The following is a 14,254-nucleotide window of genomic DNA, read 5'->3' as shown; positions in this document are numbered from 1 at the left end:
ATCAGGAGGCTGCCCCGGATCAGCTCATCGTCCGATCGGCGACGACTGCCACGGAACGGGGCGCGATCCGCTCCAGGACCGGAAGAACAGGATCCCAGCCGCCCGCAACCCTCACGACCTGCGCGGCGAGCCTGCGGGCGTGGGACGGCTCGGCCAACTCCACGAGTGCGGCCAGGGCGCGGGCTCGTGTCGCGCGGTGGGCGATCGAGCGGGTGAGAGCCTCGGCCCGCGCGTGATCGCCGTGCCGGGCCGTCTCCCGGACGACCGCGACCAGTGCCTCGCCCTGCGCCCAGCGGTCGTCGATCGAGTGGACAAGAGCCTCGGCCCGGCCTGGATCGCCACCCCGGGCCAGCTCCCGGACCACTTCGATCAGCGCCCTGTCCTGTGCCCTGCGGTCGTTGATCGTGTGGGCGAGAACCTCGGCACCGCCCGTGTCACCGGACCGGGCCAGTTCTCCGACGATGTCGGCCTGCCGCGCCACGGACAGATCGGGGTCGAGACGGCAGGCGAGGGCCATGGCCCGCTCGACCTGCCCATGCCTGGCCAGCAGGAGTGTCAAGGACCTCAGCAGAACGTCGTGATCACGGCCGCCGCCGGTCTCGAGCAGTGTCTCGGCCCGGTCGGCAAGGGCCAGGACCACGTCCTGGTCGGCGCTGTGAACGACAGCGTCCAGCACACAGGCCATGTCCCAGGCGTCGAGCGGGGATCCCGGAGGGAACGGGCGAACGGCGGCCTCGTCCAGGTCTCCTTCCAGGACCACCAGGTCCTGTTCGGCGGCTTCGCCGAGCGCCCACCCGCATACCGTGCCCCCGGCGCCGACGGCCGGTCCGGGCGGGGTGCGCAGGAGAGCATCGAGCCGGTCAAGGTCTCCCGCCAGCGTCTCACGGGCCAACACCACCGCCAAGGGCCGTGGCTCTGACCACCCCGTCGAGTTGCGGGAGCGGGTGATGTCCTCCACGCGGTCGGCAAGTGCGGCGGCCCGGCCATGGTCGCCGCTGGCGACGGCCACCTCCACGAGGACGGCGAGCACGTGTTCCGTCCCGTCGGCGGCGTAGGAACTCACCACGTCGTCGGCGCGAGCGACAAACCTGAGCGCCTCATCGATGTCGCCGCTGTCCGCCACCGCCTTCGCCAACAGGGCCCAGGCCCACCCCCAGTTGTGCGGGTAGCGGATCCTCTCCGCCAGAGCGACGGCCCGGTCACGCTCACCTGCACGGGCCCACGCCGGCACGAGGGCGACCAGTGCTTGGTCCCGCACCTGCCGTAGGGGAATCGACTCGGCCAGCGCCTGAGCGCCGCCCAGGTCTCCCGCGCCCGCCGCGGCCTGCACCAGCTCCAGTAGCTCCGTACCCTGCTTGAGCTCGTCACTGATCGTGTACGCCAGCTCAGCCGCGCGGACGAGGTGGCCGGTGCGGGCAAGCGCCCTCGGGAACCACCCACTGGTGAGACCGGTGCTCGACTGCCTGCCCACCGACAGCCGCAGAAGGGTCAGCAGGCAGGGCTCGAACCCCCCTTGCGCGACGTCCCTTCCCACGTCGTTCTCGGGTGCCAGGCCGCGACGTAGCTCCCGTTCCCGTGTCATGAAAAGCTCTGGCCCCCACTGGGCCAACCCCTCTGACATGCCTGGTGCCCCCTTGGCGAAGCCCCTCAACTGCGCACCTGCGCAGGCGGCCCAACAGTAACGGGGCCCCGACCTGACGGAGTCTCGCCAGTGGCCTGGCCGAGACACTGGTCCCGTTGGTGCTCAGGAGGGCGACAGCGCGCCCGCGCAGCTGAATCGCCGCAGAGATCCACGCATCCGCTGAGCCCGTTATTTCAACAGGGCAGCGGTGAACATCTCGTGGCTCTCAGCTCGGACATCAGCTTCGACGATGCCTCGGCTGCGTGTTTTCCCCGATGCGATGATCCCCAAGAGCATCTACAGTCGTCTCGGTCACATTTCTGGGGGGCGTATGAAATATCGGATGCTGACCGCGGGTGTGGTGAACCTCCTTATGGGAGACGGGAAGACAACTCCCAAGGGCATCGAGACCACCGCCCTGGAAATGGTCCGCACGGGCCGACTGCAGGGTGAAGAGAAAGCCGACGGTACGGTGACCGTACGGATCGTCCCGCAGACCGCCGACTCGGCGCCGCTGCGGCCCGTCGAGGAACTCGTGGTCGAACGGATCCGCCGGCGCTGCCGAGGCGGTGTCGACCGCGTGCCGATAGGCGCCCTCGGGCCGGGCGACGGCGACGAGTTCTGGGTATGGTGGCGCGGCTTTCAGGACAGTGTCCGCAACGAGGCGACCGCTCTTGGCCTCATACGGCCGGCCCGGAACAAGTACGTGACGCTGCTGTATCGGGGTGCGGCCCTCGCGGCCTGGTTCGGCGCCCTGTGGGCCGGCGTTTCGTTCAGTCCCGAGTGGGTGCGGGTCATTCTCAAAGTGGTCCTCGTGCTCAGCCTGTTGGGGCTGGTGCGGCTGTCAGACGTCCCGCTCGCATCCGGGCCCAGGTTGACGGCCGCCGGACGGCAGGCCGCGCGCGAGTGGCGGGTCCACGACCGCGCTGGAGAGCATCGGCTGCCCAAACGCCAGGTGGGAGCGGCTGGTCCCGAATCGGCGCTTCCCGTACGCGAGCCGCAGCGGATCTGGTCCTCGTACGGCAGATCGTGGCACGTCGTGTACGCCGGGCCGCTGGATATCCCGCGCTGGGGACACCTGTGGCAGCTCGTGCTGCTGGCCGTGGCCGTGTGCGCCGCCTTCGTCGCCCTGGTCGCGGTGACCCTGACCGCGCACCGCCCGGCGTTGGCCTGGGAATGGGACACCGCTCCGTTGCTCGCCGGCGTACTGCTGTGGGGCCTGTGGCTGCCGGCCCGCCGTCGGGTCCTGGCGGTTCCCGACGAGGCGAGCTTTCGCGGTGCCGTCATCTCGCGCTGGGACTACGACACTCACCACGACGACCCGTACACGGATGTCACGCACTACTGCTGCTCCATCGAGGACCCGGCGACGCGGAGAGCCTGGTCCTTCGAGGTCGACCAGTGGAGCCGGCCGATGTTCTCACGCGAAGCGAACCCGGAGCTCAAGGACCGGTTCCGGGTGGGGGACGTCGTCGATGTCCACTGCAGCCCGCGTCGGCGCAAGATCCATCAGATCAGTGTGGTCGAGGCCGTGTCGCGGACCGACTGACGATTCCAGCGACGAGGCGTCATAACCGCTATCGGTTCGAACTACCACGCAGCCGTAGACGCTGGGTCGGCCAGAACCTCCGGGTACGCGTCCATGATGAAGGCACAGAGGAAGCCCAGCAGCGGACTGGTCGACACAAAGCGGTACTTCCCACCAGACGGTGGCGACGAACCTCGCGCCTCGGCCGTCCGCCGGTCCCTGTGTCCAGGGCGCAAGCTATACCGCAACGCGGGATCCTCTCAGCCGAGTTGTGTCGGACCCCCCAGACGGGCCTCTGGGTGCCGGATGGCCCCTGTCTCACGCCGGCCCAAGCCGCACTCGTCCACGTCGACCCTTGAAGCCACCACTCCCGAGACCTACTTGACAGTCGGCGCCGACGACCTGCTCCGCCACTGACCGAGTCGAGGCCACCGGCACGGTGAAGTTCGCAGACCATGCATGCACATGCCGCAAGGGACCTCATCGCCGCTGGGGGCGCCCTGGACCTTACTGGGCCTTCCGGCTGCATCAACGGGCGGCATTAGGGTTCAACAGCCGACATTGGCACGAGTCAGCAGGCCCATCGACATCCGTGCCACACGCTGCCTCAGGGCCAAGCCGGCGCGATGCCAGACGTCGGTAGCGGCCAGCCTCCGGGAGGTCACGTCCGATGAAGTGGTGTACCGACGGCCACTCCACGAGACAGGCCCCGCCGCCATCATCTGTCCGGGACGCACTAGAAAGCCACAGGTCAAACCAAGTATCCGCGCCACCGGCCTGCCATCTGTGGCGCACCTTGACTGGGTCAAGGTGCGCCACAGCCCCTTCAACGTGAACTGGTCCCCAAGCGGTCCCCAAGAATAATCAAGGACCGCTTCAGATCTCCTCTGAAACGGCCCCTGACCTGCGACTGTCTCCAGTCGGGACGACAGGATTTGAACCTGCGACCCCTTGACCCCCAGTCAAGTGCGCTACCAAGCTGCGCCACGTCCCGCTGCGCGGTCACGCGGTGGGTACCGCGTGATCACGCAGGTCAACACTACCGTACGCGCACGGGTGCCGCCGCCGGCCGGTCCGTGACCGGGCCGGTGACCCGGCTCGCGCGCCGGACCGGGACCAGGAGCGCGGCCCCGGCGGCGGTCAGGCAGAACAGGGTCAGCAGAGCCCAGGCGTGGGTGTAGCCGGAGGCGTACGGGAGGCCGGAGGGCTGGAGCCGGCCGGTGACCAGGACGCTGGTGAGCGCGGCGCCGACGGAGCCGCCGATGGTTCGGATGTTGGCGTTCATGCCGGTCGCGGCGCCGGTCTGCTCGGGCGGGACGCTGCCGACGATGAGGTTGGCCATGGAGGCGAAGGCCAGTCCGATACCGAGGCCGAAGAGCCCCGCGACGACGCCGATCTGCCACCGCTCGTCATGCCAGAGGGTGAGGAATCCGCAGGCCAGCGCGCCCAGCGCGGCGCCCGTGGTGAGCTGGGCCTTGGCGCCGACGCGGGGTTCGAGACGGCCGCCGACGACGCCGGAGAGGAACATGGCGATCAGCATCGGCAGCATGAGCAGGCCGGACTCGGTGACGGTGGCCCCGAAGCCGTAGCCGGCCGCGCCCGGGGTCTGGACGAAGCCGGGCAGGAAGGACCAGATCGCGTACATGCCGGCGCCGAAGAGCAGCGCCGCCGCGTTGGTCGTCCAGACGGCCGGGAGCCGCATCACGCGCAGGTCGATGAGCGGGGTCGCGGAGCGGGCCTCGGTGCGGAGCCAGACGGCGAACAGCACGGCGGCCGCGGCGAACAGGCCGAGCACCCGGACCGAGCCCCAGCCCCACCGGCCGGCCTGGCTCAGCGGCAGCAGCAGCGCCACCAGCCAGGCGGAGAGCAGCCCGGCAGCGAGCCAACTGACGCTGCCCTGGGCGCGCTTGGGCGACTCGGGGACATAGCGGGCGGCTATCAGGACCGTCACGGCGACGACGGCGACCGGGATCCAGAACAGCCAGCGGTAGTCCAGCGCCGAGACGATCGGTCCGGCGGCCACGATGCCGACGCCTCCGCCGGCCGCGATCACCGCGGACAGGTTGCTGATGCTGCCGCTGACCTCGGCCGGGCCGAACTCGTCCCGGATGATGCCGAAGGAGAGCGGGAACAGGGCGCCGCCGATGCCCTGGACGACCCGGGCGACGATCAGTACGCCGATGTTCGGCGCGAGGGCGGCGAGCAGCGAGCCGGCCAGGACGGCGAGCAGCACGGCGACGAGACTGCGCTTCTTGCCTGCCAGGTCGCCGACCCGGCCGAGGATCGGGGTGAAGACCGAGGCGGACAGCAGATACGCCGTCATCACCCAGGTCGCGGTGGACTGCGAGGTGTGCATCGCGTGCTGGACGGTCGGCAGGGCCGGCGCGACCAGCGACTGGAGCATGGAGAACACGCCGGCACCGGTCGCGAGGACCGCGAAGGTGAGGCGGGTGGACTTCCGGGGCATGGAGGAGCCTCTCCGACATCGGAACGGAGGGAGAACGGATCGGGGCAGCGGTGGCCGCCCTGCTAAAGTGGAGGTTCCCCTCCACTCTAACGGAGGCGATCCTCCGCTTCAACCGAAGTCGAGGATTCCCTCCGGTTCTGTCCTGTCGCACGGGAGGCAGCCATGACGGACACCCCGTTCCCCGTCAGTGAGATCGTCGCGTCCCGGCGGCCCCACCGTAAGGACGCGGCCCGCAACTACGACGCGCTGATCACAGCCGCCCGCGAGGCGTTCGCCGAGCACGGCTCGGACGTCTCCCTGGAGGACGTCGCCCGCCGCGCGGGGGTCGGCATCGGGACCCTGTACCGGAACTTCCCCACCCGCCGCGACCTCTTCGAGAGCGTCTACGCGGACGAGGTCAACGCGCTGTGCCGGGCCGCCGTGGAACTCGGCGGGCAGGAGCCGTGGCAGGCCCTGCGGTCCTGGCTGGACCGCTTCACCGGCTACATGGTCACCAAGCGGGCGGTGCGGGAGGCGCTCAACGACGAGTCGGAGATCTTCTCCGCCTGCCGGGACTCGATGTACGCGGCCGGCGGCCCGCTGCTGGAGAGAGCCCAGAAGGCGGGCGTGGTACGGACCGACATGGAGATCGGCGACCTGCTGAGGATGGTCTCCGGCATCACGGCCACCGCCTTCGAGGACGAGGCCCAGCGGGACCGGGTGCTGGGAATCGCCCTGGACGGCGTACGAACGGTGCGTTGAGCACCCGTCAGGCGCTCGGCGCCCTGCCCTCGTACGCCGCCCGCAGCACGGCCAGCGCGTCCTCGGCCGTCACCGGCCGCGGATTGGCGTACGCCTGACCCGCCACCTGTTCGGCGGCGACCGGCAAGTCGGCCTCCTTCAGGCCGAGTTCGGCGAGGGAACGCGGCGCTCCCAGACGCACCCCCAGGTCCCGCACGGCGCCGGGCGCGTCGTCCGTGCCCAGCGCCCTGCCCACGGCGGCGACCGCCCGCGGGGCCGCCGGCGCGTTGAAGGCGAGGGCGTACGGCAGCACCACCGTGTGGGTCTCGGCGTGCGGGAGGCCGAAGGTGCCCCCGAGGACATGGCAGAGCTTGTGGTGCAGACCCATGGTGGTGGCCCCGAGACAGGCCCCGCACAGCCAGGCGCCGTACAGGGCCCGGGAGCGGGCCGGCAGGGAGTCCGGGGCGACGGCGATCGCGGGCAGCGCCTCAGCCATCGCCCCTGCCGCCTCCTCGGCCATCAGCGCGACCAGCGGCGAGCCGTCCGGGGCGTACAGCGCCTCGACCGCGTGGGCGAGGGCGTTGATCCCGCTGGTCACCGAGAGCGGGACGGGCAGGGAGAGGGTGAGCTCGGGGTCGTACACGACGCTGCGCGGCAGGACGACGGGGTCGCGGCCGGTGCGTTTGGCGCCGTGCTCGGTCAGGCCCCAGACGGGGGTCATCTCGGAACCGGCGTAGGTGGAGGGCACGGCGATCAGCGGGAGGCCGGTGTGCAGGGCGATGGCCTTGCCGAGGCCGATGGCCGAGCCGCCGCCGACGGCCACGCAGCCGTCGGCGCCCGCGGCCCGGGCCACCTCGACGCCTCGGTCGGCGACCGCCACCGGGACGTGCATCCGGGCCCCCGTGTGCAGGCCCGCGCAGGCCGGGCCGAGCGAGTCGGCGACGGCCCGCGCGGTGTCCGCGCCCCGCTCGCCGCTGAGCACCAGCAGCCGCCGCAGCCCCAGCCGCCGGGCCTCCTCCGCGGTCGCGGTGAGCGCGGCGCCGGCCCGGAAGACCACCCGCGCGGCCCACGTCTCGTGCACGAAGCCGGGGTTACCGGCGTCCGGCTCCGCGCCGCCGCGGTTCACGAGGGGTCCAGCACGAGGTCGAAGCGGGCGTGCCGGAAGGGGTTCGCCACCTCGAACTCCGCGGCCAGGGCCGGGTCGTCGGTCGGCGTGAAGTCCTTGACCAGGCTGTGCTTCACCGCGAACACGGCGTCCGAGTCCAGGTACGCGCCGCCGGCGACGAAGATGTGCGTGGTGACCGGTTCGTGTCCCTCGGCCGAGACGATGAAGTGGATGTGGGCGGGCCGGTAGGGGTGCCGCCCGGTGGCCTTGAGCAGGTCGCCCACCGGGCCGTCGGTGGGGATCGGGTAGGCGCTGGGCACACAGGTGCGGAACCAGAAGCGGCCCTCGGCGTCCGCGGTGAACAGCCCCCGCCCGTTGCCGGCCGGCTGGACCCCGGGCTGCTGCACGTCGTAGAAGCCGTGCGGGTCGGCCTGCCACACGTCCAGGACCGCGCCGGGCAGCGGGGTGCCGTCGGCGGCGCGGACGACACCGCTGACCACACAGGGTTCGCCGGTGCCGACGAGGTCGATGTCGGCGCCGAGTTCCCGCACCGGTGACTCGGTCATGTGGAAGGGGCCGAGGACGGTCGACTCGGTGCGCCCGGGAGCACTGTGCCCGTTGATCTTCTCGACCAGCATGGACAGGCCCAGCACGTCGGAGAGCAGGATGAACTCCTGCCGGGTGTCCGTGCAGGTCTGCCCGGTCGCGGTGAGGAACGCGATCGCCGTCTCCCACTCGTCGCGGGTCAGCCGGGTCTCGCTCGCGAAGGCGTGCAGATGGCGGATGAGCGCGCTGAGCAGTGCGCGCAGCCGGGGGTCGTCGGTGCCCCGCAGACTCTCGACGGCCTCGGTGGTGACCGCGTCTTCGGTTGTCATGCCGGCTCCTTGCCCGGAGGAACAGTGACCTTGAGTGATCGTAAACGCGTTCACCGTCGAAGGAACGAGATGTCGAATTAACGAGATGAGGAACGAGATGAGGAACGAGACCGGTCGCGGAGCTACTTGATGAACGCGTTGGCGACCACCACGACCACCCCCAGCAGCGCGTCGACCGCCCCGATGAGCACGGCCGCGAACCAACTCCGCCGCGACCGGCGGGCGGTGACGAGCCCGAGGCCGAACAGGATCACGATGTTCAGGACGAACGCCGGGTACTCGATCCCCTGGGCCGGCCACCAGCCCCAGCCGGCGCCCGCGAGCAGGAGCACCGTGGGGAGCACGGCGACGACCAGCGGCCACTCCTCGGCCAGGCTGCGCGGCAGGTCCCAGCGCCGCTGCGGGGCCCGCTCGGCGATGTGGTGGGCGTAGCCGTGGGCCAGCGCGGACGCGCAGGCGGTGACCAGCAGCCACACGGCGTCGTAGCGGCGGCTGGCGGCGGAGGTGTGACCGTACTGCGTGAGCGCGGCGACCATCGAGCAGGCCAGCACGGCGCCGTAGACCCCGCCGAACAGGACCGCCTCACGGGTGTCGTGCGAACGCGGCCGGGCCGTGGCCGGCGTCGGGTCAGCCATGCTCTCCACGATCACCCGGGCCGTCCGCTCCCGCCAGTCCGGACAGCGCACCCCCGCCGTGCCCGACGGCCCGACGAAGTGTCCTGCCACCCGGCCCGATGTCCGGCACCCTGTCCACGGTCCGGCGTCCGGCCGGCTCGCTAGGGTCGGCGCATGACGACGCCCAGCTTCGCCCTGCACATCCCCGACGCCGCACTCGAGCCCGACCCGTTGGACCCGGCGCAGATCGTCTCCGGCACCCCCGAGGTGACCGGGAAGGTGGTCTGGGAGTCCGACGACGGCAAGCAGGTCCGCGGCATCTGGCAGATCACCCCGGGGGTGGTCACCGACACCGAGGCCGACGAGCTGTTCGTGGTGGTCAGCGGCTCCGCGACGATCGAGGTCGAGGGCGGGGAGACGTTCCGGGTGGGCCCCGGCGACCTGGCCGTGCTGCGCGCGGGCGACCGGACGACGTGGACGGTGCACGAGACGCTCCGCAAGGCGTACGCGATCAGTCTCTGAGGGCCCCCTGCGAGGGTGCTCAGCGGGCCGGGGGCATGGGCATGTTGTACGGCGTGACCACCTGGATCGCCGACGGCAGCGTCGGGCCGGCCGGGGGCAGCGCGCCCTGGGCCCGCATCACCAGGTGGCAGGCCTCCCGCATGTCGTGGCGCAGGTCGTGGTGGAGGACGGCGGACAGCCGGTGCTCACGCAGCAGGCGGGTGTTGTCGTGGTCGAGGTCGTGGGCTATGAACACCGCGCACTCGCGCCCCAGTTCGGCGAAGGCGCGCAGGGTGGCGATGTTGCCGCCGCCGATCGAGTAGACGGCCCGGATCTCCGGGTCGCGTTCCAGGGCGGCGCGGACCAGTTCGTACTGGGTGGCGTCCAGGCCCTGGCCCTCGGCGATCTCCACCAGGGTGCGCTCGGGGTGGGTGGCCCGCATGACGGCGCGGAAGCCCATCTCGCGCTCCTCCTCGTTGCGGAAGAAGCCGCTGCTGAGACTGGTGAGGACGTTGCCCGGGCGATCGCCGAGCCACTGGCCCATCAGATAGGCGGCGGTGGCTCCCGCGGCGCGGTTGTCGCTGCCGACGTACGCGAGCCGGCCGCTCGCGGGCAGGTCGGTGACCAGGGTGACGACGGGGATCTGCGCCGACCGCAGCCGCCCGACGGCGGCGGTGACCTCGGGGACGTCCGGTGCCTTGAGGATCACCCCCTGGGAGCCCCGCCTGGCGATCCGGTCCAGTGTCTGCACCAGCTCCGCGACCGGGCCGGTCTCCCGGAAGTGGAACCGGGAGCGCACCACCGCCGGGTGCAGCGACGGCAGTTCCGCCTCCAGCGCGGCCCGCACGGCGGTGGTGAACCGCTCGGGCGCGTGCATCACGATGTCGACCATGAAGGTACGGCCGACCAGCCGGACCTGGGTGCGTTGCCGGTCCAGGTCGGCGATCGCCTGCCGCACCTCGCGTTCGGTGCTCTCCCGCACCCCGCCCCTGCCGTTCAGCACCCGATCCACGGTGGCCTCGCTGAGCCCGGCCTGACGTGCGATCTCACGGATGGGGAAGGGGTGACCCACGGCCTGACTCCTTGAGGGGTTTTTGATGGCCCGCTGCTGATTGTTCGAGGGGTTTGTACTGACAAGAATGACAGAGCCCCGCCGCTCCGGTGGCCGTACCCCTGGCCCCGTCCGTGGCCGTGACCGTGACCGAAAGCAGGACGCCGATGTCCCTAGCAGCCGAACAGGGCCGCCCCTGGCTGTCGCCGCAGGACTGCGACCTCGGCACGTTCCGCGACCTGGTCGAGCGGACCTGCGACCCGGCCGACTACCCGCACGCGTCGGCCGTGGCGGACAACGTCCTCGTCTACGACAGCGAGCAGCTGCTGCGCGGCGACGGGGCGCCGCACGGGCTGCGGACCGAACTGGTCCGCGCTCTGACGGACGGCCCCGGTGTCGTCGTCTTCAGGGGCGCGTTCCCCGATCCGGGGGTGGTCGACCGGGCCACGGCGGTGTTCGAGGCGCTGCTCTCGGAGCAGCGCGAGTCGGGCGCCCGGGCCGGCGACCACTTCGCGCGACCGGGCGCCAACGAGCGGGTGTGGAACGCCCTGGAGAAGGCGGCACTGTACGACCCGGAGGCGTTCGCCGACTACTACGCCAACGACGTCGTGGCGCTGGTCTCACTGGCCTGGCTGGGCCCCGGCTACCAGATCACCTCCCAGGTCAACGTGGTCAACCCCGGCGGCGCGGCGCAGACCGCGCACCGCGACTACCACCTCGGTTTCCTCTCCGACGAGCAGGCCGAGGCCTATCCGGCGCACGTGCACCGCCTCTCCCCCGTGCTCACCCTGCAGGGCGCGGTCGCGCACTGCGACATGCCGGTGGAGTCCGGGCCGACCATGTACCTCCCCTACTCCCAGACCTACGAGCCGGGCTACCTGGCCTGGCGGCGGCCGGAGTTCCAGGCCTACTTCAAGACCCACCACGTGCAGCCGGCGCTCGCCAAGGGCGACGCCGCGTTCTTCAACCCGGCGGTGTTCCACGCGGCAGGCACCAACCGGACCCTCGACGTGCGCCGGACGGCCAACCTGCTCCAGGTGTCCTCGGCCTTCGGCCGGCCCATGGAGACCGTGGACCGGGAGGCGGTGGTCAACGCGGTCTACCCGGTGCTGCGCCGGCGCCGCTCGGAGGGCGCGGGCGAGGCGTGGCTCGAGCGCGTGGTCGCCGCGAGCGCCGAGGGCTATCCGTTCCCGACCAACCTCGACAGTGATCCGCCGGTCGACGGCATGGCTCCGCCCTCGCAGGCGGACCTGGTGCGACGGGCGCTGCGGGAGGACTGGCTGCCGCGGGTGCTGCGGGACGAACTACGGGCCGCCACGGCCCGGCGCGAGAGCTGAAAGGGCGACATCACATGGGACTGCTCGACGAGAAGGTCGTCCTCGTCAACGGCGGCAGCCAGGGCGTCGGCGCGGCCGTCGCGCGGGCCGCGGTCCGTGAGGGCGCGACGGTGGCCGTGACCGGCCGCCGCCCGGAGCCCGGCGAGGCCCTGGTGGCGGAACTGTCCGCCGCGGGCGGCAAGGCCCTGTTCGTGCGCGCCGACCTCGCCGACGCCGGGCAGGCCGGGTCCTCGGTGGCCGAGGTGATCGGCGCGTACGGCCGGATCGACTGCCTGGTCAACGCGGCGGGGCTCACGTCCCGGGGCACCCTCCTCGACACCACGCCCGAGCTGTTCGACCAGCACATCGCGATCAACCTCAGGGGACCGTTCTTCGCGATGCAGGCGGCGGTGGCCGACATGGTCGGCCGCAAGGCGCCCGGCACGATCGTCAACATCATCACGTTCGACGCGCACGGCGGGCAGCCGTTCCTCGCGCCGTACGTAGCGGCCAAGGCCGGTCTGATCGGCCTGACCCGCAACGCCGCGCACGCGCACCGGTGGGACCGGGTGCGGATCAACGGGCTGAACATCGGCTGGACGGCGACGGAGGGGGAGGACGCGACGCAGCGGGCGTTCCACGGGGCGGGCGACGACTGGCTCAGGGAGGCCGCGGCCAGGGTGCCGATGGGCAGGCTGGGGCAGCCGGACGAGATCGCCGACTTCGTGGTGTTCCTGCTGTCGGAGCGGTCGGGAGTGGTCACCGGGTCGGTGATCGACTGGGACCAGAACGTCCTGGGGGGTCTCGGCTAGACGTCCGCCGCCCGCTCAGCCCCGCGCCCCTTTCGACGGCGCCCCACCATCCAGCAGTCAAGGAGTGACACCCCCATGCGTATCGGAATCCTCGGCCTCGGCCGCATCGGCGCCTTCCACGCCGAGACCCTCTCCGGGCTCGACGCCGTCGAGTCACTCGTCCTCACCGACCCGTTCGCGGACGCCGCGAAGGCCGCCGCCGAGAAGTTCGGGGGCGAGGTCGTGGACTCGCCCGAGGCGCTGCTCGCCGCCGGGGTGGACGGCATCGTCGTGGCCGCCGCCACCGACGCCCACCCCGCCCTGATCCTGGCCGGCGTCGAGGCCGGCGTCCCCGTCTTCTGCGAGAAGCCCGTCGCCAAGCACATGAGCGACGGCGTCGAGGTCCTCAAGGCCGTCCAGGGCAGGGGGGTGCCCATCCAGATCGGGTACAACCGGCGTTTCGACGCCGGGTTCGTCGCCGCGCGCGCCGCGGTGCAGGCGGGCGAACTGGGCAAGCTGCACACCGTGCGCTCCACCACCCTGGACCCCGCGCCGCCCCCGGCCGCCTATGTCGCCGCGTCCGGTGGCATCTTCCGGGACTGTTCCGTGCACGACTTCGACATCATCCGCTGGGTGACCGGCCGCGAGGTCACCGAGGTCTACGCGGTCGGCGGCAACCGGGGTGCCGACTACATCAGGGAGGCGGGCGATGCCGACACCACCGGCGCGATCCTCACGCTGGACGACGGCACCATCGCGGTGGTCTCCAACTCCCGGCACAACGCCCGGGGTTACGACGTCCGCATGGAGCTGCACGGCTTCCAGGACTCGATCGCGGTCGGCCTGGAGGACAAGCTCCCGCTGCGCTCGGTCGAGCCCGGCGTGACCTTCCCCGCGGGCACCCCGCACGACTTCTTCATGGACCGGTTCACGGCCGCCTACCGCGCCGAACTCACCGCGTTCACCGAGGTGGTCGCCGGCACCCGGACCTCCCCCTGCACGGTCGAGGACGCCCTGGAGGCGGGCTGGATCGCCGAGGCCTGCACCCTGTCTCTGCACGAGCACCGTCCGGTGACGATCGCAGAGGTGCGCGGAGCCTGACGCCGCGCACGGCGACGGGGCGGCCACCAGGACCGAGCACGCGGTCCGGGTGAGCCGCCCCGTCGTCCTTCTTTTGGTCGCTCAGAGGCCGTAGCGGACGGCGAACTCGTCCGGGTCGTAGCTGTCCCGGTCCGGGTCGTGCTGGACCGCCGGCCTGGTCTCCACCATGTCCTCCGGGCGGATCCGCTCGGGCAGGACGCCGAACCGCTCCCTGCGCCGGCCCGCCTCGGTCGTCGTGTCCTCGTGGCTCATGCCGGTCCTCCCCGCCGTGGCAACGGATCCTGCTGTCACCGGGAGAACGCGCGCGCCCCGGCGGGTGTTCCCGGACCCGCCGGGGCGCGCGCGGGGCCGCGCGGATCTCTCCGCGCGGCCCCGGGATGCGGCTGTCAGGTGTCGGGCGCCACAGGACCGCGAGAACCTGCGGGTCCGTGCCGCGACGGGCAGCGGCTTGTCCGGCGCGGCGCGCCCGGTCGCCGCGCGGCCTCCAGGCCGGGGCCGGTTCCGGTGCCCCGGCGGGCGGTGCGCACAGCCCACCGCTGGCCGCGGCCGGCACATCACCCAGGC

13 protein-coding genes and 1 tRNA gene are annotated in these 14,254 nt (G+C 71.8%); 6 read left to right on the top strand and 8 right to left on the bottom strand.

Features of this window, described 5'->3' with window-relative positions; all coding sequences use genetic code 11:
• Positions 1-19: 19 nt before the first annotated feature.
• Positions 20-1,582, bottom strand: a complete 1,563-nt coding sequence (locus tag ACZ3KP_RS01235; protein WP_467495355.1) for a hypothetical protein — start codon at positions 1,580-1,582, stop codon at positions 20-22.
• Between the two features lie 289 nt (positions 1,583-1,871).
• Here ACZ3KP_RS01235 and ACZ3KP_RS01230 point away from each other — a divergent pair, with 289 nt between their 5' ends.
• The gene (locus ACZ3KP_RS01230) at positions 1,872-3,170 is read left to right on the top strand and encodes a DUF2207 family protein (RefSeq protein ID WP_467495353.1); all 1,299 of its coding nucleotides are present in this window, start codon (positions 1,872-1,874) and stop codon (positions 3,168-3,170) included.
• Between the two features lie 899 nt (positions 3,171-4,069).
• Here the strand turns inward: ACZ3KP_RS01230 and ACZ3KP_RS01225 are convergent.
• Positions 4,070-4,143: transfer RNA gene (locus tag ACZ3KP_RS01225), tRNA-Pro, on the bottom strand.
• Positions 4,144-4,188: 45 nt separating this feature from the next.
• Positions 4,189-5,616, bottom strand: a complete 1,428-nt coding sequence (locus tag ACZ3KP_RS01220; protein WP_467495351.1) for an MFS transporter — start codon at positions 5,614-5,616, stop codon at positions 4,189-4,191.
• A 162-nt stretch (positions 5,617-5,778) separates the two neighbouring features.
• On the opposite strand from ACZ3KP_RS01220, the gene ACZ3KP_RS01215 reads away from it, so the two are divergent.
• A complete protein-coding gene (locus tag ACZ3KP_RS01215) occupies positions 5,779-6,357 on the top strand; it encodes a TetR/AcrR family transcriptional regulator (protein ID WP_360564441.1) in 579 nt (192 codons plus the stop codon).
• 7 nt (positions 6,358-6,364) lie between these two features.
• On the opposite strand, the gene ACZ3KP_RS01210 is transcribed toward ACZ3KP_RS01215, so the two are convergent.
• The 3 genes from ACZ3KP_RS01210 to ACZ3KP_RS01200 form a co-directional block, all read right to left on the bottom strand.
• The gene (locus ACZ3KP_RS01210; RefSeq protein WP_467496734.1) at positions 6,365-7,417 is read right to left on the bottom strand and encodes a maleylacetate reductase; all 1,053 of its coding nucleotides are present in this window, start codon (positions 7,415-7,417) and stop codon (positions 6,365-6,367) included.
• 41 nt (positions 7,418-7,458) lie between these two features.
• Positions 7,459-8,316 carry an intradiol ring-cleavage dioxygenase gene (locus ACZ3KP_RS01205; RefSeq protein WP_467495349.1) on the bottom strand — a complete coding sequence of 286 codons (858 nt, stop codon included), beginning with the start codon at positions 8,314-8,316 and terminating at the stop codon, positions 7,459-7,461.
• Positions 8,317-8,438: 122 nt separating this feature from the next.
• A complete protein-coding gene (locus ACZ3KP_RS01200; RefSeq protein ID WP_467495347.1) occupies positions 8,439-8,951 on the bottom strand; it encodes a hypothetical protein in 513 nt (170 codons plus the stop codon).
• Positions 8,952-9,104: 153 nt separating this feature from the next.
• Between ACZ3KP_RS01200 and ACZ3KP_RS01195 the strand changes: the two genes are divergently transcribed.
• On the top strand, positions 9,105-9,452 hold the full coding sequence (locus ACZ3KP_RS01195; RefSeq protein WP_358979865.1) for a cupin domain-containing protein: 348 nt from the start codon (positions 9,105-9,107) through the stop codon (positions 9,450-9,452).
• A gap of 19 nt (positions 9,453-9,471) precedes the next feature.
• On the opposite strand, the gene ACZ3KP_RS01190 is transcribed toward ACZ3KP_RS01195, so the two are convergent.
• A complete protein-coding gene (locus tag ACZ3KP_RS01190) occupies positions 9,472-10,503 on the bottom strand; it encodes a LacI family DNA-binding transcriptional regulator (RefSeq protein ID WP_467495345.1) in 1,032 nt (343 codons plus the stop codon).
• Between the two features lie 146 nt (positions 10,504-10,649).
• On the opposite strand from ACZ3KP_RS01190, the gene ACZ3KP_RS01185 reads away from it, so the two are divergent.
• The 3 genes from ACZ3KP_RS01185 (at position 10,650) to ACZ3KP_RS01175 (ending at position 13,690) form a co-directional block, all read left to right on the top strand.
• A complete protein-coding gene (locus ACZ3KP_RS01185) occupies positions 10,650-11,819 on the top strand; it encodes a phytanoyl-CoA dioxygenase family protein (protein ID WP_467495343.1) in 1,170 nt (389 codons plus the stop codon).
• A gap of 14 nt (positions 11,820-11,833) precedes the next feature.
• Positions 11,834-12,610 (top strand): SDR family oxidoreductase, encoded by a 777-nt coding sequence (locus tag ACZ3KP_RS01180; RefSeq protein ID WP_467495341.1) that lies wholly within the window; start codon positions 11,834-11,836, stop codon positions 12,608-12,610.
• 75 nt (positions 12,611-12,685) lie between these two features.
• Positions 12,686-13,690: a Gfo/Idh/MocA family protein gene (locus tag ACZ3KP_RS01175; protein WP_467495339.1), complete on the top strand. Its 1,005-nt coding sequence runs from the start codon at positions 12,686-12,688 to the stop codon at positions 13,688-13,690.
• 81 nt (positions 13,691-13,771) lie between these two features.
• Here the strand turns inward: ACZ3KP_RS01175 and ACZ3KP_RS01170 are convergent, their stop codons facing one another.
• Positions 13,772-13,942 carry a hypothetical protein gene (locus tag ACZ3KP_RS01170; protein ID WP_467495337.1) on the bottom strand — a complete coding sequence of 57 codons (171 nt, stop codon included), beginning with the start codon at positions 13,940-13,942 and terminating at the stop codon, positions 13,772-13,774.
• Positions 13,943-14,254: the final 312 nt, after the last annotated feature.

The sequence above is a fragment of the Streptomyces sp. NPDC020958 genome (genome assembly GCF_055562175.1).
The sequence above is the reverse complement of the archived record's forward strand: the minus strand, read 5'-3'. Positions and strand labels throughout refer to the sequence as shown.

Bases quoted from the DNA above. Each gene is read 5' to 3' on its own strand.
- ACZ3KP_RS01200 (WP_467495347.1), bottom strand. From the start codon at position 8,951: ATGGCTGACCCGACGCCGGCCACGGCCCGGCCGCGTTCGCACGACACC.
- ACZ3KP_RS01235 (WP_467495355.1), bottom strand. From the start codon at position 1,582: ATGACACGGGAACGGGAGCTACGTCGCGGCCTGGCACCCGAGAACGAC.
- ACZ3KP_RS01230 (WP_467495353.1), top strand. From the start codon at position 1,872: ATGCCTCGGCTGCGTGTTTTCCCCGATGCGATGATCCCCAAGAGCATC.
- ACZ3KP_RS01220 (WP_467495351.1), bottom strand. From the start codon at position 5,616: ATGCCCCGGAAGTCCACCCGCCTCACCTTCGCGGTCCTCGCGACCGGT.
- ACZ3KP_RS01170 (WP_467495337.1), bottom strand. From the start codon at position 13,942: ATGAGCCACGAGGACACGACGACCGAGGCGGGCCGGCGCAGGGAGCGG.
- ACZ3KP_RS01180 (WP_467495341.1), top strand. From the start codon at position 11,834: ATGGGACTGCTCGACGAGAAGGTCGTCCTCGTCAACGGCGGCAGCCAG.
- ACZ3KP_RS01195 (WP_358979865.1), top strand. From the start codon at position 9,105: ATGACGACGCCCAGCTTCGCCCTGCACATCCCCGACGCCGCACTCGAG.
- ACZ3KP_RS01205 (WP_467495349.1), bottom strand. From the start codon at position 8,316: ATGACAACCGAAGACGCGGTCACCACCGAGGCCGTCGAGAGTCTGCGG.
- ACZ3KP_RS01175 (WP_467495339.1), top strand. From the start codon at position 12,686: ATGCGTATCGGAATCCTCGGCCTCGGCCGCATCGGCGCCTTCCACGCC.
- ACZ3KP_RS01215 (WP_360564441.1), top strand. From the start codon at position 5,779: ATGACGGACACCCCGTTCCCCGTCAGTGAGATCGTCGCGTCCCGGCGG.
- ACZ3KP_RS01185 (WP_467495343.1), top strand. From the start codon at position 10,650: ATGTCCCTAGCAGCCGAACAGGGCCGCCCCTGGCTGTCGCCGCAGGAC.